23 protein-coding genes and 1 pseudogene are annotated in these 24,687 nt (G+C 67.8%); 9 read left to right on the forward strand and 15 right to left on the reverse strand.

Annotation, left to right across the window (positions count from 1 at the left end):
* Positions 1-79 precede the first annotated feature (79 nt).
* Positions 80-1,108, reverse strand: a complete 1,029-nt coding sequence (locus J5X75_RS22720; RefSeq protein ID WP_208469514.1) for a YlbL family protein — start codon at positions 1,106-1,108, stop codon at positions 80-82.
* Positions 1,109-1,267: 159 nt separating this feature from the next.
* On the opposite strand from J5X75_RS22720, the gene J5X75_RS22725 reads away from it, so the two are divergent.
* The gene (locus tag J5X75_RS22725; RefSeq protein ID WP_238488933.1) at positions 1,268-2,434 is read left to right on the forward strand and encodes a zinc-dependent metalloprotease; all 1,167 of its coding nucleotides are present in this window, start codon (positions 1,268-1,270) and stop codon (positions 2,432-2,434) included.
* Positions 2,435-2,491: 57 nt separating this feature from the next.
* On the opposite strand, the gene J5X75_RS22730 is transcribed toward J5X75_RS22725, so the two are convergent.
* Positions 2,492-3,088 carry a hypothetical protein gene (locus J5X75_RS22730; protein WP_208469516.1) on the reverse strand — a complete coding sequence of 199 codons (597 nt, stop codon included), beginning with the start codon at positions 3,086-3,088 and terminating at the stop codon, positions 2,492-2,494.
* Between the two features lie 332 nt (positions 3,089-3,420).
* The gene (locus J5X75_RS22735; RefSeq protein ID WP_188119731.1) at positions 3,421-3,951 is read right to left on the reverse strand and encodes a M48 metallopeptidase family protein; all 531 of its coding nucleotides are present in this window, start codon (positions 3,949-3,951) and stop codon (positions 3,421-3,423) included.
* 498 nt (positions 3,952-4,449) lie between these two features.
* Between J5X75_RS22735 and J5X75_RS22740 the strand changes: the two genes are divergently transcribed.
* The 3 genes from J5X75_RS22740 to J5X75_RS22750 all read left to right on the forward strand — a co-directional run bounded on the left by J5X75_RS22740 (position 4,450) and on the right by J5X75_RS22750 (position 7,329).
* Positions 4,450-4,611, forward strand: a complete 162-nt coding sequence (locus tag J5X75_RS22740) for a DUF5679 domain-containing protein (RefSeq protein WP_183217047.1) — start codon at positions 4,450-4,452, stop codon at positions 4,609-4,611.
* 207 nt (positions 4,612-4,818) lie between these two features.
* Complete coding sequence (locus J5X75_RS22745) at positions 4,819-5,955, forward strand: hypothetical protein (RefSeq protein ID WP_208469517.1); 1,137 nt, start codon at positions 4,819-4,821, stop codon at positions 5,953-5,955.
* Between the two features lie 27 nt (positions 5,956-5,982).
* Positions 5,983-7,329, forward strand: coding sequence for an ABC1 kinase family protein (locus J5X75_RS22750; protein WP_208469518.1), 1,347 nt, complete (start codon positions 5,983-5,985; stop codon positions 7,327-7,329).
* Positions 7,330-7,640: 311 nt separating this feature from the next.
* Here J5X75_RS22750 and J5X75_RS22755 read toward each other — a convergent pair whose 3' ends face one another.
* The 3 genes from J5X75_RS22755 to J5X75_RS22765 all read right to left on the reverse strand — a co-directional run bounded on the left by J5X75_RS22755 (position 7,641) and on the right by J5X75_RS22765 (position 10,744).
* Complete coding sequence (locus J5X75_RS22755; protein WP_188119735.1) at positions 7,641-8,003, reverse strand: WhiB family transcriptional regulator; 363 nt, start codon at positions 8,001-8,003, stop codon at positions 7,641-7,643.
* Positions 8,004-8,147: 144 nt separating this feature from the next.
* Entirely contained in the window at positions 8,148-8,483 is a 336-nt protein-coding gene (locus J5X75_RS22760) for a hypothetical protein (protein ID WP_208469519.1), read from the reverse strand.
* A 122-nt stretch (positions 8,484-8,605) separates the two neighbouring features.
* On the reverse strand, positions 8,606-10,744 hold the full coding sequence (locus J5X75_RS22765) for an ATP-dependent DNA helicase UvrD2 (protein ID WP_208469520.1): 2,139 nt from the start codon (positions 10,742-10,744) through the stop codon (positions 8,606-8,608).
* 83 nt (positions 10,745-10,827) lie between these two features.
* On the opposite strand from J5X75_RS22765, the gene J5X75_RS22770 reads away from it, so the two are divergent.
* Entirely contained in the window at positions 10,828-11,091 is a 264-nt protein-coding gene (locus tag J5X75_RS22770; RefSeq protein WP_208469521.1) for a mycoredoxin, read from the forward strand.
* An 86-nt stretch (positions 11,092-11,177) separates the two neighbouring features.
* Here the strand turns inward: J5X75_RS22770 and J5X75_RS22775 are convergent, their stop codons facing one another.
* The 4 genes from J5X75_RS22775 to J5X75_RS22790 all read right to left on the reverse strand — a co-directional run bounded on the left by J5X75_RS22775 (position 11,178) and on the right by J5X75_RS22790 (position 14,480).
* Entirely contained in the window at positions 11,178-11,774 is a 597-nt protein-coding gene (locus J5X75_RS22775) for a recombinase family protein (RefSeq protein ID WP_208469522.1), read from the reverse strand.
* 156 nt (positions 11,775-11,930) lie between these two features.
* Positions 11,931-12,128, reverse strand: a complete 198-nt coding sequence (locus J5X75_RS22780) for a hypothetical protein (RefSeq protein WP_208469523.1) — start codon at positions 12,126-12,128, stop codon at positions 11,931-11,933.
* A gap of 215 nt (positions 12,129-12,343) precedes the next feature.
* Complete coding sequence (locus J5X75_RS22785; RefSeq protein ID WP_208469524.1) at positions 12,344-13,270, reverse strand: inositol monophosphatase family protein; 927 nt, start codon at positions 13,268-13,270, stop codon at positions 12,344-12,346.
* 19 nt (positions 13,271-13,289) lie between these two features.
* Positions 13,290-14,480, reverse strand: a complete 1,191-nt coding sequence (locus tag J5X75_RS22790; protein WP_208469525.1) for a hypothetical protein — start codon at positions 14,478-14,480, stop codon at positions 13,290-13,292.
* A 661-nt stretch (positions 14,481-15,141) separates the two neighbouring features.
* Between J5X75_RS22790 and J5X75_RS22795 the strand changes: the two genes are divergently transcribed.
* From J5X75_RS22795 to J5X75_RS46050, 3 genes are all read left to right on the forward strand, one after another.
* The gene (locus J5X75_RS22795; protein WP_208469526.1) at positions 15,142-16,263 is read left to right on the forward strand and encodes a radical SAM protein; all 1,122 of its coding nucleotides are present in this window, start codon (positions 15,142-15,144) and stop codon (positions 16,261-16,263) included.
* A 4-nt stretch (positions 16,264-16,267) separates the two neighbouring features.
* On the forward strand, positions 16,268-16,432 hold the full coding sequence (locus tag J5X75_RS22800; RefSeq protein ID WP_208469527.1) for a hypothetical protein: 165 nt from the start codon (positions 16,268-16,270) through the stop codon (positions 16,430-16,432).
* A gap of 76 nt (positions 16,433-16,508) precedes the next feature.
* Positions 16,509-17,330 carry a phosphotransferase family protein gene (locus tag J5X75_RS46050; protein ID WP_208469528.1) on the forward strand — a complete coding sequence of 274 codons (822 nt, stop codon included), beginning with the start codon at positions 16,509-16,511 and terminating at the stop codon, positions 17,328-17,330.
* Positions 17,331-18,096: 766 nt separating this feature from the next.
* Here J5X75_RS46050 and J5X75_RS22810 read toward each other — a convergent pair.
* Entirely contained in the window at positions 18,097-19,815 is a 1,719-nt protein-coding gene (locus J5X75_RS22810) for a recombinase family protein (protein WP_208469529.1), read from the reverse strand.
* A 46-nt stretch (positions 19,816-19,861) separates the two neighbouring features.
* Between J5X75_RS22810 and J5X75_RS22815 the strand changes: the two are divergent.
* Positions 19,862-19,966 (forward strand): annotated as a pseudogene (locus J5X75_RS22815) (thioredoxin domain-containing protein); the annotation flags it as partial.
* A gap of 41 nt (positions 19,967-20,007) precedes the next feature.
* Here J5X75_RS22815 and J5X75_RS22820 read toward each other — a convergent pair.
* From J5X75_RS22820 to J5X75_RS22835, 4 genes are read right to left on the reverse strand one after another with little or no spacing between them, the layout of a single operon-like run.
* Entirely contained in the window at positions 20,008-20,889 is an 882-nt protein-coding gene (locus J5X75_RS22820) for a phytanoyl-CoA dioxygenase family protein (RefSeq protein ID WP_208469530.1), read from the reverse strand.
* 57 nt (positions 20,890-20,946) lie between these two features.
* Entirely contained in the window at positions 20,947-21,894 is a 948-nt protein-coding gene (gene nudC, locus J5X75_RS22825) for an NAD(+) diphosphatase (RefSeq protein WP_208469531.1), read from the reverse strand.
* Positions 21,891-23,207, reverse strand: a complete 1,317-nt coding sequence (locus J5X75_RS22830; protein WP_208469532.1) for a M16 family metallopeptidase — start codon at positions 23,205-23,207, stop codon at positions 21,891-21,893. Before J5X75_RS22830 ends, nudC begins: the two co-directional genes overlap by 4 nt.
* Complete coding sequence (locus J5X75_RS22835; protein ID WP_208469533.1) at positions 23,204-24,511, reverse strand: M16 family metallopeptidase; 1,308 nt, start codon at positions 24,509-24,511, stop codon at positions 23,204-23,206. Before J5X75_RS22835 ends, J5X75_RS22830 begins: the two co-directional genes overlap by 4 nt.
* Between the last annotated feature and the right edge of the window lie 176 nt (positions 24,512-24,687).

A 24,687-nucleotide genomic window follows, 5' to 3' on the forward strand; every position in this document is an offset into this window, starting at 1 on the left:
CTGGCCGGTTCTTCACCTTACGATGTCGCATCCAGCTTCGATACGCGGCAGAACTGTCTCGTCACTCCGGGCACACCCGTCACGAGGCCGAGCACGGCTTCGGGGTGTTGCCGGAGGTGAAGGCCTGTAGCGCGGTGAGCGCGTCGTCCACCGTGGCGACCTCGGCCATCGGCAGGCCGGGCACGGCGTTCTTCAGCGCCTCCGCACAGTTCTCCCTGGGGACCAGGAAGAGTTCGGCGCCGGCCTTCTTGGCGCCGACCAGCTTCTGCGGGATGCCACCGATCGGGCCGACGTTGCCGCTGTCGTCGATGGTGCCGGTGCCCGCGATCACCCGGCCGCCGGTCAGATCCTCGGGGCGCATCTTGTCGATGATGCCGAGGGTGAACATCAGGCCGGCGCTCGGCCCACCGATCTTGTCGAGGTCGATCTCGATCTCGTACGGGTTGGGCTGCTTGGTGTCGATCTCGATGCCGATCCGCGGCGTGCCGTCCTTCTCGTCGGCGCGCGAGGTGAGCCGCGCCGTGGCCGGCTGCCCGCCCCGGGTGTAGGCGACGGTCAGCGTGGACCCGGCCGGCTTGCTCCGGACCAGCTCGGTCACCTGGGCCCGGTCGGTGATCGGGGTGCCGTCGACAGCGGTGATCACATCGTCCGGTCGCAGCACGTCCTCGGCCGCTCCACCCGGGGTGACCTTGGCCACGTAGACCTGCACCGGGTAACCCAGCTCACGCAGAGCCACCGTCTCGGCGCTGCTCTGCGACTGTTTCCACTCCTGCGCGTTCTGCTCCTGGACCTGCTTCTCGCTCTGGTCCGGCGGATAGATCAGCTCACGCGGCACCACCGCGTCGGAGTCGCTCAGCCAGCTGCGGATCGCCTGGACCAGCTCCACCTGTGACTGCACGTTGACGGTGGTCAGGCGCAGTTGCCCGGCCGACTTCGAGGTCTCGCCCTTCGTGACCTGGATGACCTCGGTGCCGTTGTCCGAACCGAGGGTGTCGACCGTGGGCCCGGGCTTGAGCACCACGTAGGGCATCGGTGCGACCATGACACCGGCAGCCAGGAGTGCGGTGATCAGGGCGCCGAGGATGACGGTGACACCGCGACGTCTCATGCGCGGAAGCGTACCCACCTTCTCTGAGTTCTCTCTGAGCTGACACCTCCCTCAGTCCGCTACGGGGTTTTCGCGCGTACCGTTGGGGTCGTGCCTGATATCCCGTTCGGCTTCTCCCTGCCGGGCGCTCAGCCGCCCGACCCCTCCGACCCGCAGCAGATGCAGCAGTTCATGGCGCAGCTGCAGCAGATGTTCGCCGCGCCCGGCAGTGGCCCGGTCAACTGGGACCTGGCTCGACAGGTCGCCGCCAGCCAGCTCTCGGCGTCCGGTGACCCCGCGGTGAACATGCTGGAGCGCCACCAGGTCGAGGAGGCGCTCCGCCTCGCCGATCTCTGGCTCGACCCGGTGTGCGCGCTTCCCAGTGGCATCCACAAGTCCGTGGCGTGGAACCGCAACGAGTGGATCTACAACACTCTCGACGTCTGGAAGAAGCTGTGCGAGCCGATCGCCGGCCGCATGGTCGGCGCCATGGGCGACCTCGTTCCCGAGGAGGCCCGCGCCCAGCTCGGCCCGATGCAGTCGATGGTCGCCACCCTCGGCGGCGCGCTCTTCGGCGGCCAGCTCGGCCAGGCCTTCGGCCAGCTCGCGGCCGAGGTCCTCTCGGCCGGCGACATCGGCCTTCCGCTCGGTCCGGCCGGCACGGCCGCGCTGGTCCCGTCCAACATCAAGGCGTACGGGTCCGGCCTCGAGCTTCCCGAGGACCAGGTCCGGCTGTACGTCGCGTTGCGCGAGGCCGCCCACCAGCGGCTGTTCGGGCACGTCCCGTGGCTGCGGGCGCACGTGCTCAGCGCCGTCGAGACGTATGCGAGCGGCATCACCGTCAACCGGGAGGCCATCGAGGAGGCGATGAGCCGCGTCGACCCGAGCGATCCCGAGTCGATGCAGGCGATGGCCCTGGAGGGCATCTTCACGCCGGAGGACACCCCGCAGCAGAAGGCCGGGCTGGCCCGGCTGGAGACCGCGCTCGCCCTGGTCGAGGGCTGGGTGGGCCACGTGGTCGACGCCGCGGCGGGTGACCGTCTGCCGTCGGTGGCCGCGCTGGGCGAGGCGTTCCGCCGCCGCCGGGCCGCCGGCGGGCCGGCCGAGCAGACCTTCGCCGCCCTGGTCGGCCTGGAGCTGCGCCCACGCCGCCTGCGCGAGGCCGGCGCCCTGTGGGCCGCCGTCACCGAGCACCGCGGCATCCCCGGCCGGGACGCCCTGTGGGACCACCCCGACCTGCTGCCCACCAACGACGACTTCGCCGACCCGGAGGGCTTCGCGCGCAGCCGCACCGACTGGGACCTCAGCGAGCTCGAGGGCCTCGAAGACGGCCCGAAGGAGGACTGACCCGACGAGGCAGGTCACCCCGGGGCGCCCGGCCGGGCGCCCCGGGGTGCGTCGTCCTCAGCCGCCGAGGAGGGCGCGGGTGTTCTCCCAGCCTTCCAGCGCCGGGTCGAGGGTGGCCAGGTCGGCCGGGCCGCGCAGACGGCGCCACTGCGGGGTGGAGGTGACCTCGCCGGGGGCGGGCGCGGTCTTCCGCAGCGCCGGGGCAGACCCCTGATCCAGGTCGTGGTCGGCCAGCCATGCGGGCGCGGGCAGGCTGGTGGCCACCCCGAAGAGGCCGCCACCCGGACCGCCCGGGGCCACCGCGACCGCCTTGCCGTCGAGCGGGCGCAGCAGCTTGCCCAGCGTCATCCCGGGCACGTCCGGAGCGTCGGCGGCGATCACCGCGGCCTGATCGAAACCGTCCTCCGCGGCGGCCCGCAGCACCGGCAGCACGGTCGGCGCCGGGATCTCGTAGATGCGCATCCCCGGCCAGGCGATCTCCTCGGCCAGGGCCCGGTCCCCGGGCGCCGCGGCGATCGCGGCCTCCGCCTGGGCCAGCCGGGCGAGCAGGTCGACCACGTCTTCGGCCATCGCGGTCCGCCAGGCGACCCGGTCGACACCCGGCGGGCTCCACGGGACCGGCACCAGCATCGCCACAACCACCCGCCGCGTCACGCCGTCACCCTACCGACCGGCGCCCCCTTCCACCCCCACACCGACCCACCGCTCGCCGTCGTGCCCGCATCCTCCGCTCAGCCGACCGCCCCAGAACCGAACCTTCAGCTGGCTGTCAGCGCTGCCTCACGGCCACCGAAACAACCCCACGGCGCTGTCTCACGGCCAGCTGAAGCGGGACGCGAGCGGGAGTGGGGCCGGGAGGGTGACCCACCACAGCGATCTCACCGGGCGGGACCGGCCCCTCGCGCCGCAGGCGCGCCGCGGCCGGGAGTGGGCAGCGAGCCGAAAATGTCCCGACCGGGGGACGCGTAGGCGTACCGATGAAGGGGTTATTCGGCCATCACGAGCGTGCCGGCCGCAGAGACGCCTTCCAGATAGCCTCGGGCGCGTTCGGCTTTGGGGAAGCGGTTCACCAGGTCCCAGAAGCGGGCGTTGTGGCTGGGCACGACCAGGTGGGCGAGTTCGTGCAGCAGGACGTAGTCGATGACCCAGTCGGGCATCTCCTGGATGCGGTGGGAGATGCGGATGGTCGCGTCGTCGGGGGTGCAGGATCCCCAGCGCCCGTTCTGGTTGGTCACCCACCGCACGCTGGCCGGCACCACCCGGTCGGCGTGATCGGCCAGGTATCGGCTGGTCAGGCGGCGGGCGCGGGCCAGCAACTCGGCGTCGGTGCACCGCAGGCGTTCCTCGCGGGCGGCCAGCCGGGCGAGCATCCGCTCCACCCACTCCGTCTCCTCCGCGCGGGAGAAACGGTCGGGGATGAGCACCACGACGCGCTCGCCGTCGCGATAAGCGGACACCGTCCGTCGCCGGCGCTGACTGCGCCGCACTTCCACGACAGGCTTGCGCGCGCGAGCCATTACCGGCTCGCGCGGCCCAGATTCGGGTTCACGTTGAGACGCTAATCCGCCGCACCCGGGTCACCGCAAGAGTACTGACAATGACTGTCACGGAATATGCGCACTTCGCCCGCATATACCCGAAAAAAATTTCCCCACCGGCAACACCGGTGACATCCGTCAACCTAGACCATCGTCGACTCAAGCACTCAACAGGCCTGCCTGTCCGGTTTATGCCTCTCCGATGAGAATTGTCGGCGTGTCTGGGCAAAAGAGGCTATAAAGGGTACTTAGGACCGGCACACTCACGTCGTCGGCGACACCGCCGACGCTGCGCTGACATGGAACCGTTCTGACCTGGGTAAGTGAGCGCCCCGGACGGGGAGCACACGACCACCCGGACAGGGGTGGCCACATCCGCGTGGCCGCGTTGCGGTCCAGCGCCGCAGAGAGGTTCGCGCCCGCCGCCGCGAACAGAGGCACCGGGCCGGGCGGCCGACGATACGACGAGGAGGAACCGTGGCCGAAACCACCTACAACGGCTACTGCGTCAAGTGCAAGGAGAAGCGTGACTTCCAGGGCAACGTGGAGGTCTCCAAGACCGGCATGAACATGGCCAAGGGCAAGTGCCCGGTCTGCGGGACGACGATGAACCGGATCCTGGGCAAGGCCAAGGCGTGAGCCGCCTCCGCCGGGGAGGAGCCACCACGGCCACCTCCCCGGCGGAGCGGTCAGCCGTAACCGTGTCCACTCAGACACGTTGAGTGAATAGGGCCCACTCGGCCCTGTGGATAACTAGCCCCGAACCTGTGGACAACCGTAGTCGTAGTCCTCAGGCCTGTGGATAACATCACCACTGCGCAGCTTCGCAGTGACACCCTGTCATGCATGAACCGGACACCGCTGCCTCGGCCGACCCTGGTCCCCGGGCTGTCCCGCTTCTGGCGCACCGCCGGCGAGTTGCAGCTGGGGCTCGATCCCGCGCACGCCGTGCTGCTGCGGCTGCCCGATCCCCGGGCCGCCCGGCTCCTCGATCTGCTGGACGGCGACCGCGCCGAGCGGCTCGTCCTGGTCCGGGCCGCCGAGCTGGACGTCCCGCCGGCCGACGCCCGTGATCTGCTGGATCTGCTGCACGAGGCGGGCCTGGTGCTGCCCGCCGCCGCACTGCTGCCCGCCGCGCTGCCCGCGGCCGTCCGGGACCGGCTCACCGCCGAGGCCGCGGCTCTCGCGCTGAGCCGCGCCGCCCGTTCCCGCGGGCCGGGCGCCGACCGGTCCGGCCCGTCGCCCGCGCAGATCCTGCGCCGCCGCCGGGAGGCCCGCGTGGTGCTCACCGGCCGGGGCCGGCTGGGCTCGACCATCGCGGTGGCGCTGGCCCAGGCCGGGGTGGGCCACGTGTTCCCGGATCTGGCCGGGGTGGTCGGGCCGGCCGAGATCACCGGCACCCCGCTGCTCACGTCCGACGTCGGCAGCCCTCGTCACAAGGCGGTCACCGCGGCGCTCGAGCGCATCGTGCCGGGCACCGGAGTGCATCCGATCCGGCGTGTTCCCGCTTCGCTCGTCATCCAGCTGGCCCACGACGAGCCGCCCGCCCTCGTCGCGGCCGGGCACGAGGCCCGCCGTCAGCCGCATCTGTCCGTGACGGTGCGCGACGGCGCCGGGGTGATCGGGCCGCTCGTGCCGGCCACCGGCGCACCCTGCCTGAACTGCCTGGACCTTCATCGCCGGGATCGGGACGCCGACTGGACCGGGATCGCCGCCCCGGCCGCCCCGGACGGGGTCGAGCCGTGCACGGTGACCACGCTGCTCGCGGCCACGGCCTACGCGACCGGTGAGGCGCTCGCCTTCCTGGACGGGGCCACTCCGGAGACCATCGGCGCCGCCGTGGAGATCTCCACGGCCGGCCGGTTCCGGCGCCGAACCTGGCCGCCGCACCCCCGATGTGGTTGCCGGCGAGGTCGGCGGAGGCCAACCTTCACAGGACCTTCACCGCATAACCACCAAACCACCTTCCGGCGGGCCGGGTGAGGACCGGACGTCGGTCACAATGATCTGGTGACGGACATACCGCGCCGCGCCGCTTCCCGCACGGCGAAGCTCGCCGCACTTCCGCTCGGTTTCGCCGGGCGCGCCGCCCTCGGTCTCGGCAAACGTGCCGTCGGCATCGCGTCCGACGTCATCTCGGCCGACATTCAACAGCGCACCGCCGAGCAGATCTTCAGCGTGCTGGGTCAGCTCAAGGGCGGGGCGATGAAATTCGGACAGGCCCTGTCGGTGTTCGAGGCCGCGCTGCCCGAGGAGATGGCCGGGCCCTATCGCCAGGCCCTGACCAAGCTCCAGGAGGCCGCGCCGCCGATGCCGGTGGCCAACGTGCACAAGGCGCTGGCCGAGCAGCTGGGCCCGGACTGGCGGGACCGGTTCGCCGAGTTCGACGACAGCCCGGCCGCCGCCGCCAGCATCGGACAGGTGCACCGGGCCGTGTGGAAACTGCCGCCGGCCCGGCGGAACGCGAAGCCGAAGCTGCTGCCGGTGGCCGTGAAGGTGCAGTACCCGGGAGCCGGCGACGCCCTGATATCCGACCTCAAGCAGCTCTCCCGCCTGGCCGGCATGTTCAAGATCATCCAGCCCGGCATCGATGTGAAACCGCTGCTGGCCGAGCTCCGTGACCGGATCACCGAGGAGCTCGACTACGAGATGGAGGCGCGGACCCAGCGGGCGTTCGAGGAGGCGTACCGGGACGATCCGGAGATCTTCGTGCCCCGCGTGGTCGCCTCCGCCCCGCGCGTCCTGGTCACCGAGTGGGTGGACGGCACCCCGCTGGCCGAGGTGATCACCGGTGGCTCGCCGGCCGAGCGGGACGAGGCGGGCCGGCTCATGGCCGTCCTGCACTTCTCGGCTCCCGGCCGGGCCGGTCTCCTGCACGCCGACCCGCACCCCGGCAACTTCCGGGTCCTGCCCGACGGCCGGCTCGGCGTCATCGACTTCGGCGCGGTCGCCCGGCTCCCCGAGGGCCACCCGGAGCCGATCGGCCGGCTGGTCCGGCTCGCCCTCGACGGCCAGGCCCAGGCGGTGGTCGACGGGCTGCGCGACGAGGGCTTCGTCAAGTCGACCGACGATCTCGACGCCCAGGCGCTGCTCGACTTCCTCCTGCCGATGATCGAGCCGGTGTCGGTCGAGCGGTTCCGGTTCACCCGGAGCTGGCTGCGGTCGGAGGCGACGAGGCTGACCAATCCCCGGGGGCCGGCCTACCAGCTGAGCCGGCGACTCAACCTGCCACCGTCCTACCTGCTCATCCACCGGGTGACACTGGGATCGATCGGGGTGCTCTGCCAGCTCGAGGCGGAAGCGTCCTATCGCGAGATCCTGGAGAAATGGTTGCCGGGTTTCGCCCCGGTCGCATAGAGAAAACCGGTCGCATCGAAGAAGCCGGTCGCATCGAGGAAACGGCCCGTCCGCACCAGCGGACGGGCCGTCATTCCATCAAGGTCGGTTATCAGAGCCCGACACCGCGATCACGGGAAGCCCTGCTGCGGGCGTCCATGGTGATCTGGCGGGCGGAGCGGTAGGCCTCAGGTGCACGGTCACTCTGAGGCCGACGCATTCGGGCACGGGACAACGCTTCTTGGATGAGTCTCATCTTCGGGGCTCCACTCGGGTTCATGTCGTTACTCGGCTTTCGGATTTCGATCTCGGATGTGGGGAGGGTGTGCATCTCAGGCCGCCAGACGGACCGAGCTGCGGGAGTCGAGACCGTTCGCGGCGAGCCGCTCCTCGACCTCGACAGCCAGCTCGGCGTCGCGAGCGACGTCGGCCTTACGCGGACGACCACGGGGCCGCTTGCGCGGAACCACGGCGCCACGCTCGAAGATCTCGCCACCCCAGACACCCCAGGGCTCCGCACGGTCGACCGCACCGGCCAGGCACTCGGCGCGCAGCGGGCAGTCCCCGCAGAGCGACTTGGCCAGCTCGAGCTGGGCCGGGGAGTCGGAGAACCACAGGTCCGGGTCGAACTTCCGACAGGGCAGGTTCGCCTCGATGTCGACGCTCACGTCGATCGGGGCCAGCGCCAGACTCATAAAGCCCGGTCACCTCTCTCTTCTTCTCGATCTTCTGGATCGTGTTTCGGGTCGTGCACCGGCCGGGTAGGGCCGGAAAAGATTTGAGGCCGCGGATCCCATTTCTGGGTTCCGCGGCCTCGAGGTGAGCCGGAGGTCTGTTTGTCAGACCGGCCTTCCTCGAGGCGGGACACCGCTGCCACCATCCGTGTAGCGCTTGCTGGAGATGGTGATGTTGCTGCCCTTGAAGCCAGTGGTCCCGTTGCTTCCACCCATGCGCACCACGGTCGCTTTGCCCAATTCGGCCTGGGCGCGGACCTGGTGCTCCCGCGGAGCCGGGACGAGCGCTGCCGCTGTCGGCAGGGCCCGGACGAGCTCGGACGGGATCCGCTCAGCGACCAGCTGCGCCGACGGAGCGGCGGTGGCGGGCAGTGAGGCGGACAGAGGCCAGGCAGCAGTCGGCAGCATCGACGGGATCGTCATCGTGATGTTGAGCTTCATCGTTGCCACCTCCCTCTCCATGACCTTGCACTCGTGGCTAGAACCCCAGCGAGCGAACCGCTCGCCAAGACGTGTCCTGAGGCTATGCCTGCCCTACACGGGAGGGCAAACGAATTAACGCACTAGTTTCCGAAGTTTTTCGGCGCAAGATCATCTGGGCTCGCTCCGGCCACCAGAGCGAAGACCGCGTCGCCGTACTGACCCAGCTTCCGGGGGCCGATCCCGGCGATCGCCAGCAGTTCCGCCGGGCCGGCCGGACGGCGCTCCGCCACGGCCACCAGGGTCGCATCGGTGAACACCACGTACGCAGGGATTTTGAGCTCCGCCGCGGTGCTCGCACGCCACACCTGCAAGCGCTCGTAGAGGTCCTCGTCGAGGTCCGACGGGCAGGTGGGACAGCGACCCAGTTTGCGGTCGGCGCCGGCCAGCAGGGTGGCGCCGCAGATCCGGCACGAGGACACCCGCAACGGACGCCGGTCGGGTTTCCGACTTCCATCGACCGGAGTGCGTTCCTTGGTGATCGAACGTTCCAGCTGCGGAAGGAACCGGCAGGGGCGGCGGGCCCGGCCACCGGGGGCGCGGGACTGGCCGTAGGAGAGCCAGAGCAGGTGACGGGCCCGGGTCACCCCCACATAGAGCAGGCGGCGCTCCTCTTCCAGCTGCTCAGCGGTCTTCGCGTACGTCGTCGGAAGCGTCCCGTCGGCGAGACCGACCAGGAAGACGGCGTCCCATTCGAGGCCCTTGGCCGAGTGCAGCGAAGCGAGTGTGACTCCTGCCACAGTGGGCGCGTGCTGCTGTTCGGCACGGCGGGCCAGCTCGTCGTTGAAGGTGGACAGCGACACGTCCCGCTGGATCCGCCCGGCCTCACCGATCGGCAGGATCTCCGGCTCGGCGGCGTACTCCTCGGCGAGGGTGACCAGGGCGGCGAGCGCCTCCCACTGCTCGCGTGCCGCACCGCCCGGCGGGGGATGGTGGCGGTTCCACCCGGTGGCGGCGAGCGCCTCCACGACCGCCTCGACGAGCGGGGTCTCACCGGGGACCGACCGCACGGCGGCACGCAGCGCGACCATCGCCTGCCGCACCTCGGCACGCTCGAAGAACCGCTCGGCGCCCCGAACCACGTAGGGCACCCCGGCGTCGGCGAGCGCCTCCTCGTACGCCTCGGACTGCGCGTTGGTCCGGAAGAGCACCGCGATCTCACTGGCCGGGGTGCCGGCCGCGATCAGCTCCCGGCACCGCCGGGCCACCGCGACCGCCTCGCCGGGCTCGTCCGGGAAGATCTTGAGTTCCGGCTCCGGACCGGGCGGCCGCTGCCCCACCAGCTCCAGGCGCAGTTTCGCCTCGGTGCCGCGGGCCTGCCGGATCACCGCGTTGGCCAGCCCCACCACCTGCGGCGTGGAGCGGTAGTCCCGGACCAGCCGGACCACCACGGCGGCACGCCGCTGACGCGGGAAATCGATGAGGTACGCCGAGGTGGCGCCGGTGAACGAGTAGATGGTCTGACTGGCGTCGCCGACCACGGTCAGGTCGTCGCGCCCGCCCAGCCAGGCGTCGAGCAGCCGCTGCTGGAGCGGGTTGACGTCCTGGTACTCGTCGACGACGAAGTGCCGGTACTGGGCGCGGATCTGCTCGGCGACGTCCGGGTGCTCCTCGATGCCCCAGACCGCGGCACGCAGCAGGTCCTCGAAGTCGATCACACCCTGGCGGCGCTTCAGCGACTCGTAGGCGGCGAACACCTCGGCCACCCGGGCCGGCTCGAACGGCGGCTCGCGCAGCGCCTTGGCCGCGGCCACCGCGTACTCCCCCGGCTCGACCAGGGAGGACTTGGCCCACTCGATCTCACCGGCCAGGTCCCGGGCGGCGGCCCGGTCGGTGCGCAGCCCGGCCTTCGCGGCCGCCAGACCGACGACGCGCACCTTGCTCTCCATCAGCTCGGGCATCTGCCGGCCCTCGAGCAGCCGCGGGGCGAAGTAGCGGACCTGCCGCAGCGCGGCCGCGTGGAAGGTACGGGCCTGCACCCCCGCCGTACCGAGGGCGGTGAGCCGGGCCCGCATCTCGGCCGCGGCCCGCGCCGTGAAGGTCACCGCCAGCACGTGCCGGGGGCTGATCTCGCCGGAGAGGGTCCGGTACGCGATGCGGTGGGTGATGGCCCGGGTCTTGCCGGTGCCCGCGCCGGCGAGGATGCAGACCGGACCCGCGGGTGCCGTCACCGCCGTCCGCTGTTCCGGATCCAGCCCGGCCAGCACCCCTTCAGTCCGCACGGTAGGGAATCATGACACCCGTACGGGGTGTTGTGCTTGTCGGACGCACCACCGTGTGACCTGGATCGAAGGAGCCCTGACCGATGCTGACCATGTACTCGACGTCCTGGTGTGGGTACTGCCACCGCCTCAAGTCGCAGCTCGACCGCGAGGGCATCGCCTACGACGTCGTCGACATCGAGCAGGACGAGGCCTCGGCCGCGTTCGTGCGCAGCGTCAACGGAGGCAACCAGACCGTGCCGACGATCCGCATAGTTCCCCCCAACGGCGGTGACGAAGTTGTGATGACGAACCCGACGATCGTCCAGGTCAAGCAGGCCTTGGCTGGCATCGGCGTCCCTGGCTGAGCCAGCCACCATGGCCGCCTCAGCGGCCTCGCAACCCAGAGAGGCCCCGGTAATGAGCCGGGGCTTCTCCTTATTACTGCGTCGCATCACGCGCTCTCTGACGCGTCAGCCTTGAGGTGACGGTGAAGGGTGGGACGGGAGACTCCCAGCGCGTCAGCGATCGAATTGACGCTCTCACCCTTGGCTCGCCGAGCACGCGCCGCACTGAGGATGTCCTCGTTCACCACAGACGGACGACCACCCGTACGCCCCTGAGCCTTGGCCGCGTCCAGTCCAGCCCGGGTGCGCTCGCGGATGATGTCGCGCTCAAGCTCAGCAAACGCCGCCATCATCGTGAAGAAGAACTTGCCCTCGCCGGTCGGCGTGTAGTTACCCGCGAGCTTGCCCGTGAGGATGCGTAGCCCGATGCCGCGCCCGTGAAGGTCGTCGGCGATCGTGAGCACGTCCTTGACTGAGCGACCAAGGCGGTCAAGCTTCCAGACACATAACGTGTCTCCCGAGCGCGCCCAGTCCAGCGCGGCGGCGAGGCCAGCCCGGTCCGTGTTCTTCCCGCTCGCCTTGTCCTCGAAGACCCTGGCACACCCAGCCTCGTTGAGCGCGTCGCGCTGGAGCTGCGCGTCCTGGGCGTTGGTCGAGACTCGGGCGTAACCAAGGAGTGTGCCGGTAGCGGCGTGCGTCGTCATGATCCAACTGTCTCATAACTCATCTCGAAACCTCAAGCCTGAGAGCCATGTTTTGAGATGAGTTATGGACAGCGTTTCGAGCCTTCAACGAGCCAACCAACAGCCGTCTCAAAACCCTTCGTTTTTGAACACCCCTACGAAGGCTTCTTGCATGCTCTACGTAACACGCCCCGGTTCGCTTACGGATACAGCGAAGCTGTCCGCCGGTACGTCGAGCAGGAGAGAGAGCATGTCCCGCACCATCGGCTCGACATCGGCCAGCTTGCGTGCCTGCGTGTACCCCATGTCCACGCCGGGGACCTCGACGAACCACCAGTCCCCGGACCTACGCACCCGCGCCTCGTAGACCTTCAACGTCTGAACTACCTCACATCCACTCGTTCCCAAGAGCCTAGGGCCCGGTTGACGACAGGGGTCGAGGCAGTGACCGCGTACAGGGGGTATGACCCCCGCCGTCAAGGGCGAACGACCGGCAGGTGATAGCAGCCGAAAATCTGCCACGGTTCTGGAGTCGTTTCGAACCTTCAACAACTGGCATGCGACCAGGGAGAACAGCGTTACAACCCTGGCTATTCGAGGGCTGAAACTATCTCCTTGGCGAGGTCGAGATTTCCAGCAGCCACGAACCGTTGCCTGCGGTCCATTGCCTTGGCGACCTCCGAGAAGGTGTCGAAGCCGTAGTCAAGGGGTACCGGCTTGCCTTCGAGGTCGAGCACTGTCCCTCCAGAGGCGTGGAGGATGTAGTGCCCTGGCGCGAGATCCCAGACGGCGAAACCCTTGGCGAACTCGATGACGGACTCGGTCATGCCGGCTGCGACGTGGCAGAGGCTGACGGATCCGAAGTCCACGCCGATCCGGCCTCGGCTCTTACCGTCCGACCCTGGCGTATCGAGTGCCTGCATGAGCTGGTTCTGTCGGGACAACGGGATGAACCGCTCGCCCGGACGCATGAGGAAGTTGGTGACCAGAGATTCCGGGAGCGTCTTCTTCGAGCGTTGCTTCAACTCGTAGGCCTGGGAGTCCGCAGTGATGACGAACGCCCGGTCAACGCCTTGGTCGTCGCGTGCACCGACGTAGAGCTGGAGGTGATGGAAGATGTCACCGACCACCGCGATGACGGGCTGAGCCGCAGCACGGGAGTAGACCATGACGTGCGTGTAGCCGAGCAGGCCACGCACAGCCAGCTCGCTGGTGTCGAGCGGATCGACGAGCACACAGAGGTCAGGGTCGGAGTCGTCGCCGATAACCTCCGGCTCTGCCTCTTCCGAGGCGTAGACGAACGAGCCGAGGATGGGAGTCAGGAGTTCCCGGTACCGGCGGTGCATCCACAGATCGTGCTCGGAGAGGAAGTTGTCCTCATGCCGCAGGTTTTCGCTCTCGCCACGCTCGCCCGTCAGCGCTGCGTGGATGAGGCGTGGCCGAAGGTCGAGCATCACCCCTCGGACCGTCTCGGCGATCTGGTTGGCGAGCGCTGGGATGTCTTTGACCTGCTCCATCAATGCCTCTCCCGTCTGATTAGCGCAGCTCTAGCGGCGGCTCGATGCCGGGCGGACTCATGGTTGCCGCGATGAAGACCGCCTCGAAGTTGGCCGCTTGCATGATCTTTGCGCCAGTGAGTTCCTCGAAGCTGTCGACGTCGAGGGAATGACTCTTGGTCATGGCACCGAAGACGGCGAAGTACAGCTCGGCGCCGGGGTACCGGTCGCGTAGCGTGCGTGCGACCAAGCCGACCACATCTGCGTGCTTGACCTCGAAGTCGCAGATCACAATGACCGGGGCCTCCACGGCATCGGGGAAGTGCGATTCTGGCGCGAAGCTGATCTCGTTCCTGACCCGATTGCACCGCAGGTACCCGATCGAGCACCGGTTGAACTGAGCCGATGCAAGGAAGGTCGCCATCGCGAGACCGGCCTCGTTGACGCCGAAGCAGATGTCAGCGTCGAGACGACGGCCAAGACTCTTGATCTGTCTCATCAGCCGCTGGATCCCGAACCCGAATGTGTTCCAGGTGAGGTCGAGCAGGTGACCGGGGTTCGGGTTGGGCAGCGAGAACGCGCAGATAGCGGGGTTCCCGTTGTCGATCGTCGGCACCAAGAGGTTGAAGTCCGCGCCGATGATGTTGTCGACGTCGGGCGACCCATCCACTACGGCGTTCCTCACCCGGAGCGTGTCGCTCGTAGCCGGGATGGAGGAGCGGCCAGCGGCCATCTTCAACGCCAACTGCTCTTCGGGTGGGAGCTTCTCGTAGGCCTCCTGGATGAGGTCGCCTGGTGAAATCACCTCGTCAGCCACGCCGTGCGGGCCTCGTCCGTAGGCAGTCGCCAGGATGAGGAGACTCGCGTACGAGGGCGGTGACCCGGCTCCCGCGCTTCCGCGCGCTCGGGCCCAGCTCTCCCAGGCGTTGATCGTGGTTCCGCCAAGGCTGGTCTGGTTGCCTGCAACCTCGTTGTAGCGTACGGCGGCCTGGTCTTGCGAGAGGCCGGCTGCGTACCGGAAGGCCTGGATGCTGGGCAGATCTTCGTGCCGGTCCATCAGCGCGTGAGCCGCTGCCCTGACCGATCCGCACTCGAAGAACAGGGCTCTGCCTTGCCGTGCAAGCTCGCGCCCACGTTTCTGCGGGGACTGGCTGTGCTGAGCCGTAACGCCCATGTGGTCCCTTCGTCCGCCCATCGTGCGGCTGTGGCTCTCACCGGTCGTGACGGTCACCTTACTGTTGCCCATCCTGGTGGGCAATGAAGTCACCGTGCCGTGAACCCGCAGGTGAACACCGCCCAGAGATCCGACCGTGTTCGGACTGCTGTGCAGGTGTGCCGACTCCCGTACCGGTGCGACTGTTCTTGCAGCGTTGACCTTGCATAGGCGAGGCACCGGGGCTCCCGCTCGCCGTCCCAGCAATGAGCGAAGGCGGCGAGCGGATTCAACGAGGGGAGGCGGTATGTCTGAGTCCACGAACATGCACGTTCCTTCCCGCCCGGACTGGAACTGCAAGGCACCGGGATGCGGCGAACCATGGCCTTGCAGCACGGAGAAGGCTGCGCTGCTGGAGACGTTCAAGCACGCCCGGCTGACGTTGCGCATGTACCTCGCATCGCAAATGCAAGAAGCGATCAACGATGCCGTGCGCTTCCCCATGGGCGTCGACATCGAATTCTGGCCCCGGTTCCTGGGCTGGGTGCCACCCAGCATGCGTCCGTCGGCCAGTTCGCCTGAGAAGCCGTCAGAGCACGGACCAGCTGGACGCCGCACTGACGCTGCAAGAGAACGCCCGTCACGGTCTAGCGCCGCCTGACGGGGTCTGCGGCGGGCATGGCAGGTCCCCCCCCGTGCTGGCCATGCCCGCTCCGCACTTCCGAGACAGGAGGATCGGATGTACCAGGCAATCGTCAGCCCACAAGAGGATTTGTTCGTCGCCGTGCGAGCTGGCCGACAGGAGGCCATGCAACTGCCCTCCGCCTACTACGCCGACCTTGCCGATCTCTCGGACGCGGGTGGCATCGTGCCGGACTGGTTCAGCGACGCCGCACGCCAAGCGTGGCGGATCGAGCTGGCCGACCTTCCCATCAGGGATGTCCTGATGGTGCGCCCGCCTTCGGCTTCTCTGGTCACCTACAGCCGAGCGTCATGGGAGATCAACAAGGGTTGCAACTTCACCTGTAAGCACTGCTACCTAGAACAACGGCCCTTTGCTGGCCTGCCTCTACCCGAGAAGCTGCGCCTGCTGGACATGCTCCACGACATGGGAGTGCTCTGGTTCGAGATCACCGGCGGAGAGCCGTTGATCGATCAGGACTTCGTGCCCGCGTACGAGCATGCGCATGCCGCCGGGATGATGATGGAAGTCCTGACAAACGGCTCCAGGCTCTACCGGGAGGAACTGCTCGACGCCTTCACGGCACGTCGACCGCACAAGATCACCGTTTCCATGTACGGGGCGAGCCCAGAAACGGCCGATGCCCTGACACAGACACGCGGTGCGTTCAGGAACGCCTATCGCGGCTTGGTGGCCGCAGCCGGGGTTGGCCTGCCGCTTGAGGTCACGCTGATCATCACCAAGCACAACGTCGAGGAACTCGACGAGATGCGTGCGATGGTTCGTGGGCTAGGTCTGCCGTTCAAGGAGTACGCCTCCATCTCGCCTACCTACACCGGCAAGGGTTCGACGCTAGAGGCCCAGGTGCCGAGCTTGGTGGGCAAGAGCGACATCTTCCAAGGCTGTCCGGCAGGGCACACGTCCTTCCACGTCGATCCGCTCGGATTCACGACGATGTGCAAGGTAGGTCGGGACAACCCCATCAGCTTGATCACAGAGGGCCCGGAGGGCCTCATGCGTCTGCCTGCGATCGCAGACGCCCAGATGCTTCGCACGGGTGGATGTACGGGCTGCAAGCTCTCGTCCACCTGCCGGGTATGCCGTCCCATGGCGCGCGTGTACCAGGAAGCGAAGGCCCCGCTCAGTCACTACTGTCAGCACGGCATGAAGGAGAAGTGAAGTCATGAGCGCTGTCCCCGTCGAGATCATCAGCCGTCCGCCTCACGCGGGTAACGCCGCCAAGCCGCTCACCCGGAGGCAGGAGCCGGCCGGGGTGGTCATCACCCAGATCGACACCCTGACCACGGGCAACGAGCGCGGCTGCGGCAACGACAACCCGTACAACTGACGTAGCCAGTCACTGCCTCGGAGTGCTGACGTGCCATGGCGCGGTGCTCCGAGGCACTCCCGTGGAAGGGCCCATCGTGTCGATCAGCCGTATCCGCTACGAGGATCTGCCACTAGCCGTACGGTGTGCCGTCGAAGAAGCCACCGGCGCCTACGAGGTAGCCAAGCCGGTTGCCGATGGCTTGAACAGCGCGGTTGCCGTCAAGCTGGTCTGCCCGAAGGGCACGTTCTTCATCAAGGCCCTGCCGTCCGATCATCGCTGGGCGTGGACGCAAGCACGGGAAGCGGAGGTCGCTCCGTACGTGGGCGAGGTCGCTCCAGCCCTGCACGCAAGGATCGTCGAGGAAGGGTGGGACGTTCTAGTCTTCGAGGGTTTGAAAGGGCACCAGGCCAATTACGCTCCCGGCTCACCTGATCTTCCCCTAGTAGCGGACCTGCTTACGCTTATTGGGCAGATCGAATGCCCAGGTATTCCACTGCGACGGGCCGAACAGCGGCTTGGGTCATATGTAGATGCAAAGGACTTGAAGTTCTTCGAAGGCGATGCGCTCCTGCACACCGACTTGAATAATGCGAACGTTCTCGTAAGTGACGACGGGGCTCGTATCGTCGATTGGGGGTGGGCGACCCGCGGCGCCCCTTGGCTCGATGCCGGCTATTGGGTTCTCTGGCTAATTGCCGCAGGGCATGCGCCCCGCTCCGCTGAACAATGGGCGGCGCATGTGCCTTCATGGCGGACAGCCGAGAGCGAAGGGATTACCGCATTCGCTGAGGCAACCGAGCTAATTTGGCGTGAAATTGGCGGATCGAATCCGGATGGCTGGACGCGACGTTTGATGGAAGCATCCAAGACCTGGCGCGAATTTCGCTCAGCGGCGAAGGGGAATGGAAGGCTCTAGCGCCTTGCGGCGAACAGGCTCGCGCGAACCCTTGGCTAAGGAGGTCGACTGCCGGTAGACTAGAGGGTCGACCCGAGGCGCTGCACCTTGATCACGAAGGCCCGCCAAGGGGCCTCACGTCCACGCTGAGGGCCGAACAGGGGGACACCTAGACCCCCGGCTGGGTTTCGATCTTCAACGCCGCTACGAGCCGCTCAGTCGGTTGACGGTCTCAGCAAGTGCGGCTGACGCTTGATGCACCGGCGAAGACCAGGGAAGATGAGGGTCCCTCGCGTGCGCGCGAAATGAGGAATAACTACTAACGTAGTTATGCTGTTAACCGTTAACCCTAGTCATACCTGTTAACCCAGGTATGCTGTATTGCTGGTTAGAGACCCCTTCGGGGTCTTCTACTGGTTACCTGGTTATCTTCTTAACCCGTTAGCTGTTGACCTGGGTCTCTGGTTAGCCGTTAGAGACCCCTTACGGGGTCTTCTACAACTTACTTGGTTAACCGATAGCTGGTTAACCGTCAACTAGCTAGAGACCCCTTCGGGGTCTTCTACTGCATACCGTGAAACCAGTAGTCGTGTAACCGCTAACCAAGTATCCACTTAATGACCCCTCCGGGGTCGTCTATGGGTAACTGATTAACCGGCAATCAAAGCTCACATCATACCCTTGATTACTCCTCCATAGCATGCGGTTTGAGACCTCTCAAAATTTGCCAAATAGATGACTCACATCGATGCTAAAGGCCCTCCTAAGAGGGCCAATAACGAGTTGACTAGCCAGGCAAGGAAACGTCGCTTGACGGCTCCGGCTCTCTTTGTAGAGGAACCCACAGGTTGTCGCTCATCTCCGCGATAGCACGAGGTGCATCGGCGGGAAGATCCTTGAAGAACCGGGTGAAGAAGCCCGACGCGTGAAGCTTCTCCTTCGCCTCTTCCGCAGTCTCGTGATCGCCTCGGTCCCACCAGATCTGAGGCTTGCCGAAAGCTTCGGGAGCCCAGTCACCGAAGCTGATCACTCGACGTTCCTGGAGGTAGCCGAGCAGGTCGCCGGGAGTAATTACGAGCAGGCCTAGACCGGCGTACGCCTTAACCCCACGCCTGGACAGGAACTCCCGACGCTCCTCGACCGTCGATCGCTTCCACCAGTCTCCGTAGGTCTCTCCCGTTGGGATCCACTCCGTCACCGGCTTGGCCTGGCCCGCCTTCATGACCAGGTCTCTATCAGCGGCAAGCTTGGCGAGCTGCGAGCTGAATACGATCGCTTCAAGACGGCCAGCTCGGAACTCCTTCGTGAGCTGGTTCATCTCACCGTCAATGATCGCCAGCTTCTTGGCCTGCTCGTCGTCACCGACTCTGGTGACGGACTCCATGACTTCCATGTCGCCGATCTGGAGGAGAAGCAGTTCCTCCAGCCATGGATAGAGACGCTCAGCAGTGACCGCGGGACCCTTGCAGGCTTGCTGCCCCTTGCTCTTGTTTCCGTGACACCGGTACCGGGCTTTCCTGCTGCGTGCCGGCTCCTCCTTCATGAAGTACAGAGGGTTTCCGCATGTGAGGCAGAACGCGACTCCCAGCAGAGGCGAGGATGATCCTCGGGGCTTCTTGTACTTCACCGAATGCACGGCGTCCTGGAGGACTGCCCACTCCTCCGGGCTGAGGACCGGTTGGGATCTCATGATGGGCGTGCCGTCATCGTGACGCAGAACAGAGCCATCGGTCGTTTGGTATTCGCCGAGCAGGGAGCGGTTCGTGAGGATCGACTGGACCGCTGCCGGGAGCCATTGCCTGCCCTCCGGCTGCGGGTCCACCAGGCGCGTCGTGCTCTCGCCGCTAGCTGCCCTTATTCGGGCGATGTCTAGGGCTGTGGGAACCCTCTCCTCGTTGAGCCACTGCGCCACCCGGGAGAAGCTGGGCTTCTCGATGAACCGCCGGATCATCTCCTTGAGGATGGGTCCGTAGTCAGGATCTAGCTCAAGCGTGAAGCCGTCCGCTCCCTTGACAGAGCGTCGGCCGAATGGAACGAGACCACCGGGCCAACGGCCTCGCTTCCGCATGGCTTCGCGCGAAGCTTGGATCCGAGCAGTGATTGCGTCCAGCTCAGCTTCCGCCAGGACGGCGAGAATCTGAACGATCGCCTTGCCCCATGGCTTGGAGAGATCGAACCCCTCCTCGCACGAGATTAGGCCTTTTCCGTTGGTCGTGCACCATTCCATCAGCTGGTCGAGGTGACGAACGGACCGGGCGATGCGGTCGATCTTAAGCACGATGATGTGATCGAACTCGTCTCGCCGGTTGTTGAGCCAGTCTCCGAGCGAGCTGCGCATCCACGGCGAGGTTGAGCCGGACACGTCGATGTCGGTTGCCCAACCGACCAGCTCCATGTCGTCGCCGTGGGCCTTTTTGCTGATGCGCCCACGCTGCGTCTCCTCGCCCGTCTGGTTCTCGTTCGAGACCGACAGGCGGACGACACCCAGGGCTCTGGGCTTGTTCAATGTTGTTCCTCCCCGATACCTGGCTGATCTTGCTCAGCCAGGGCGGGGAAGTCTACAGACCGTGCCGACGCTGAAGTTCGCGGACGGTTCGGCGCTCACCAACCCGTCGATCGTCCAGGTCAAGCAGCACCTCGCCGCCATCGCGGCCTGATCGTTCCCGGGAGGGGCCGGCATCGGCCCCTCCCGGAGTCGTCACGGGATGAGTGCCGGGACGCTCGAGTCGAGCAGGCCGCGCTCCTTGAGGGCGCCGTAGAGCGGCGTGGTCTCCGGGTAGTGGCCCCACTGGTGGTCGCCGTCGCCGTTGCCGAAGCCGCCGAGCAGCTGCTTCTGCACGTCGTTGAGATCCGCCCAGGCCGGGGTGTTCGGCAGGTCGGCGTTCTCGTCGCGCATGGCGATCCAGCGCGGGGTGTAGCCGAAGAACGCGCCGACACGGGTGATGTCGGAGTAGTTGTCCGACCGGGCGTGCCAGATGCGGCGGTCGAAGACGACCAGGTCACCCGCGTTGGCGGTGATCTGGGTCGCGCCCTCCGGCTGGGGGAACGGCAGGCCACGGCTCTTCGGGCCGGGCAGCCAGTTGGTCTTGTGGCTGCCGGGCAGCACGGTGAAGTTGCCCCGGCCGGTCTCGCTCACGTCGGAGAACCAGTACGCCAGCTTGACCGACAGCATCGGCCGCGGGTCGGTCTCGATCTCCCGGTTCTGGCGGCCGCCGTCCTGGTGCCAGTGCCACCACTGCTTCTGCTGCTCGTGCAGCTGCGGGTGGACGTCGATGTGCGAGTGGTAGATGTGCAGGTTCCACCCGAGCAGCGACCAGATGTACTTGAAAGCCTTGGGGTGGTCGATCAGGAAGGCCAGCTCGGGCACGTGAGCGATCGGCGACAGCTGGTGCAGCGCACCGGTCGCGCTGAGCTTGCCCTCGGCGCGGCTCTTCTCGTAGTACCCCAGGATCGCGGCCCGGCCGGCCTCGATCTCGCTCTCACTCAGCACCGACGGCACGACGATGTAGCCGTCGCGATCGAACGCCTCCCGCTCCTCCGCGGACATCGGCGTCCACGCCGGCGCCTCCACCTGAGTCATCGCTTCCCCTCTCGTCTTTGAAAGGAAGACGCGATGGCCACTCGGATTGGTTGCCGCCTAACCGGAAAAAGTTTCCCGATCCTCGTGCAGCCACCTCTCGATCAGGTAGAAGGCGATCGACGAGTTCATCGGCAGGCCCAGCGGACCCTCCCCGGCGATCATCTTCGCCACCTCCTCCCGGGTGAACCAGTGCGCCTCGTCGATCTCCTCCGGGTCCAGGACCAGCGGCTGGGCCGGATCGGCGATGCCGTGGAAGCCGAGCATCAGCGAGCCGGGGTACGGCCAGGACTGGCTGCCCTCGTACCGGATCTCGGAGAGCCGGACGCCGACCTCCTCGTGCACCTCGCGGGCGACCGCGGCCTCGGCCGACTCGCCGGCCTCGACGAAGCCCGCCAGGCAGGAGAAACGCCGGCTGCCGTCGGCTCGCGGCGGCCAGGCCGCGTTGTGCCCGAGCAGACAACGACCACCCGGGCCCGGTACGCCGTCGTGCACCAGGATGATCATGGCGGGGTCGGTCCGCGGCCACATCAGGCCGCCATCCGGGTCGACTCGCGCCCAGCCCGCCTCCACCGCGACGGTCGGCTCCCCGGTACGCGGGGAGAACCGGTGACTGCGGTGCCAGTTCCCGAGGGCGACCGCCGTGGTCAGCAGGCCGGTGTCACGGGCGTCGAGCAGGTGCCCGACCGAGCGCAGATCCATGGACGCGGTGCCGTCGCCCGCCGTGAGCGGGGCTTCGACGGCCCAGAACGGGGTGCCGTCCGGGCCGACGCCGAGGAACCAGCGCTCACCCTCCGGCGCCTCCGACGGCGGCACCAAAACCAGCGCGGAACCGCCGTCGGGACGATCGGTGACCAGCGCCCGGCCGCCCTTGGCCAGGTCCACGACGACGACCCGGCCGCGGTCCCAGGCGGCGGCGAGCCAGTCCTCGTCCTTGCGGCGGTGGGCGGCACGGTCGAGGGTGGTACGTGCGAGCGGTGGGCCGCCCGGCTCTTCGGAACTGGTCACGCTGCGCTGCGCTCCACGGCGGTCAGGGCGGCGAGCTGGGCCTCGATCCGCTCGGCATCACCCAGGACGACGGTCACCGCGCGGGACGGGGCGAGGTACTTCGCGGCCGCGGCGGCGACCTCCTCACGGGTGGCGGCGGACAGCGCCGCCGAGTAGTCGCGCAGATGGTCGAGGCGCAGCCCGAAGCCGGCGTAGATGCTGGCCAGCCCGGCCAGGCCGGCCTGGGTGGACATGTTGAGGCGGAGGGCTCCCAGGGCGTACCGGCGGGCCTGCTCCAGCTCCTCCTCACCGGGGGCGAGGCTGGCGATGCGGCCCAGTTCGTACTGCGTCTCGAGCAGGGACGGGCCGGTCACCTCGGTGGCCACCTCGGCGGCCGCGATCAGGGCGGACCCGGCGACGTAGTGCTCGATCGACGAGTACGACCCGTAGGTGTAGCCCTTGTCCTCCCGGATGTTCTCCGTCCAACGGGACGAGAAGTAGCCGCCGAAGACCAGGTTGGCCAGGTAGAGGGCGGCGTAGTCGGGGTCGGTGCGGGTGAGCGCGGGCAGGGCGATCCGCAGCGAGGACTGCACCGAACCGGGCCGGTCCACGAGCAGCAGCGGGCCGGTCTCCAGCGCGGGGGTGGCCGGGATGGTCCCGTCCGGGGCGCTGCCGGTCCAGCCGCCGAGGATCTTCTCGGCGGTGTCGATGGCCTGCTCCGGGTCGATGTCACCGACGAGCACCAGCACCGCGCCGTCCGGGCGGACCCGGTCGGCGTGCAGCTCGCGCAGGGCGGCGGGCTCGACGGCGCGGACCTCCTCCGGGCCGGGGGTCTGCACCGCGTACGGGTGGGCGCCGTACATCCGGCTGAGCAGCGCCACGCGGGCCAGGTGACCGGGCTGGCTGAGGGCGACCTGGATGTGGTCGCCCAGGCGCTCCCGCTCGGTGGCCACCTCGGTCTCCGGGTAGGCGGCGCCGGTGAGCACCCCGGCGAGCAGCTCCAGAGTCCGGTCGAGGCCGTCGGCGAGGGCGTTGCCGCTGATCAGCAGGCGGTCCGGATCGAGCCCGGCGGCCAGGCTCCCGCCGACGGCCTGCAACTCGGCCGCGATGTCGATGCTCGACATGCTGCCGGTGCCGGTGAGCAGGGCCTGCGAGAGCAGGGTGGCCGGGGCCAGCGGCGCCCGCCCGAACGGGATCCGCAGCCGCACCTCGACCAGCGGCACGGCGGACCGGCGGATGGCGATCACGGTGAGGCCGTTGTTGAGGGTGCGCTCGCGCTCCAACGGCAGGTTGAGCTCGGCATCCGGCACCAGGTCCGGCAGGGTCTTGGTCACGCGGAGGCTCCCGGGATCACTTCGACGGAGGCGCGGCGCTCGGGCCGCAGGGTGGCCGCGGCGGCGACGATCTGCTCCGCGCGCACCTCGCTGATCAGCTTGGGCAGGTCGTTCAACAGCTCGGGGCGGCCGCGCTGCAACTCCAGCACGGCCATCGGCAGCGCCCGGCCGAGCACGTCGTCGGTGCCGTGCAGCAGGCGGGTCGCCATCCGGGCCTGGGTGCGGTCCAGTTCGCCGGGCTTGAGGCCGTCGGCGGCGAGCCGGTCCAGCTCCTCGTCGATGGTCCGCAGCACCTTGTCGGCGTCGCCGCCGGGCGGCAGGTGGGCCTGGAGCAGCAACGCGGTGGGGTTGCGCACCTGGTACTCGTCGCCCATGAAGCCGATGTAGCCGCCCAGGGTGGTGGCCGTGCGGTCGCGCTGGACCAGGCGCTCCACGAGCCGGGAGGCGTCACCGTCGGTGAGCACCTCGGCGAGCACCACGAACGGCAGGTAGTCGTCGAAGGTGGCGATCGGGTCCGGCACGCGCCAGCCGCCGGCCACGGCGGGCAGCGGGGCGATGCGATCGACGTACGATTCCCGGCGCTCCGCCGTCAGGTCGGGCTCGAAGAAGTCGGGCAGTCGCGGGGCGGGACGGGCCGGCACGTCACCGAAGTGCCGCTCGATCATGGCGGTCGCCTCCGCCACGTCGAAGTCGCCGGCCACCGACAGCACCGCGTTGCCGCAGGCGTAGTAGCGGTCGAAGAATCCCTGCGCGTCCTCGACCGTGGCGCTCTCCAGGTCCTCGAACGAGCCGTATCCGTCGTGCGCGTTCGGGAAGGTCTCGAACATCACCGGCGGCAGTTTGAGCCACGGGAACCCGCCGTACGGCCGGTTCAGCACGTTGACCCGGATCTCCTCCTTGACCACGTCGACCTGGTTGCGCAGGTTCTCCTCGGTGAGCCGGGGGCCGCGCATGCGGTCGGCCTCGAGGAACAGCGCGCGCTCGAGGCCGCCGGACGGCAGCACCTCGAAGTAGTCGGTGTAGTCCAGGTGGGTGGAGCCGTTGAAACTGCCGCCCGCGCCCTGCACGTGGCGGAAGTGTGCCAGCTTCTCCAGGTTCTCCGAGCCCTGGAACATCAGGTGCTCGAAGAGGTGGGCGAACCCGGTGCGGCCCTCCGGCTCGCTGCGGATGCCGACGTCGTAGACGACTGCCACACCGACGACGGGGGCGCTGCGATCCGGGGAGAGGACCACGCGCAGACCGTTGCCGAGGGTGAACCGCTCGACCGGGTATTTCGTCGCGGGGATCTTGATTCTGGGCGCCACGGTACGAATCTAGCGGACGCGCCTCCGTAGTCGAGTGGCGACGCCGGGTAAATACATCAATATCCGTTCCCGATCTTCTGCCGCGAATCGGGCGCGGGTGTCACCCCTGGGATGGACTTGACGCACAAGCCCCACATGGCCCAGTATTCCCATCCATCAGATAGGTGAACACGGGA

Origin of the sequence: Actinoplanes flavus, assembly GCF_017592555.1 — a bacterium.
GTDB lineage: Bacteria > Actinomycetota > Actinomycetes > Mycobacteriales > Micromonosporaceae > Actinoplanes > Actinoplanes flavus.

Coding starts and splice junctions, on each gene's coding strand:
- J5X75_RS22720 (WP_208469514.1), bottom strand. CDS start 1,108: ATGAGACGTCGCGGTGTCACCGTCATCCTCGGCGCCCTGATCACCGCA.
- J5X75_RS22725 (WP_238488933.1), top strand. CDS start 1,268: ATGCAGCAGTTCATGGCGCAGCTGCAGCAGATGTTCGCCGCGCCCGGC.
- J5X75_RS22735 (WP_188119731.1), bottom strand. CDS start 3,951: ATGGCTCGCGCGCGCAAGCCTGTCGTGGAAGTGCGGCGCAGTCAGCGC.
- J5X75_RS22745 (WP_208469517.1), top strand. CDS start 4,819: ATGAACCGGACACCGCTGCCTCGGCCGACCCTGGTCCCCGGGCTGTCC.
- J5X75_RS22755 (WP_188119735.1), bottom strand. CDS start 8,003: ATGAGTCTGGCGCTGGCCCCGATCGACGTGAGCGTCGACATCGAGGCG.
- J5X75_RS22760 (WP_208469519.1), bottom strand. CDS start 8,483: ATGAAGCTCAACATCACGATGACGATCCCGTCGATGCTGCCGACTGCT.
- J5X75_RS22770 (WP_208469521.1), top strand. CDS start 10,828: ATGCTGACCATGTACTCGACGTCCTGGTGTGGGTACTGCCACCGCCTC.
- J5X75_RS22775 (WP_208469522.1), bottom strand. CDS start 11,774: ATGACGACGCACGCCGCTACCGGCACACTCCTTGGTTACGCCCGAGTC.
- J5X75_RS22785 (WP_208469524.1), bottom strand. CDS start 13,270: ATGGAGCAGGTCAAAGACATCCCAGCGCTCGCCAACCAGATCGCCGAG.
- J5X75_RS22795 (WP_208469526.1), top strand. CDS start 15,142: ATGTACCAGGCAATCGTCAGCCCACAAGAGGATTTGTTCGTCGCCGTG.
- J5X75_RS22800 (WP_208469527.1), top strand. CDS start 16,268: ATGAGCGCTGTCCCCGTCGAGATCATCAGCCGTCCGCCTCACGCGGGT.
- J5X75_RS22820 (WP_208469530.1), bottom strand. CDS start 20,889: ATGACTCAGGTGGAGGCGCCGGCGTGGACGCCGATGTCCGCGGAGGAG.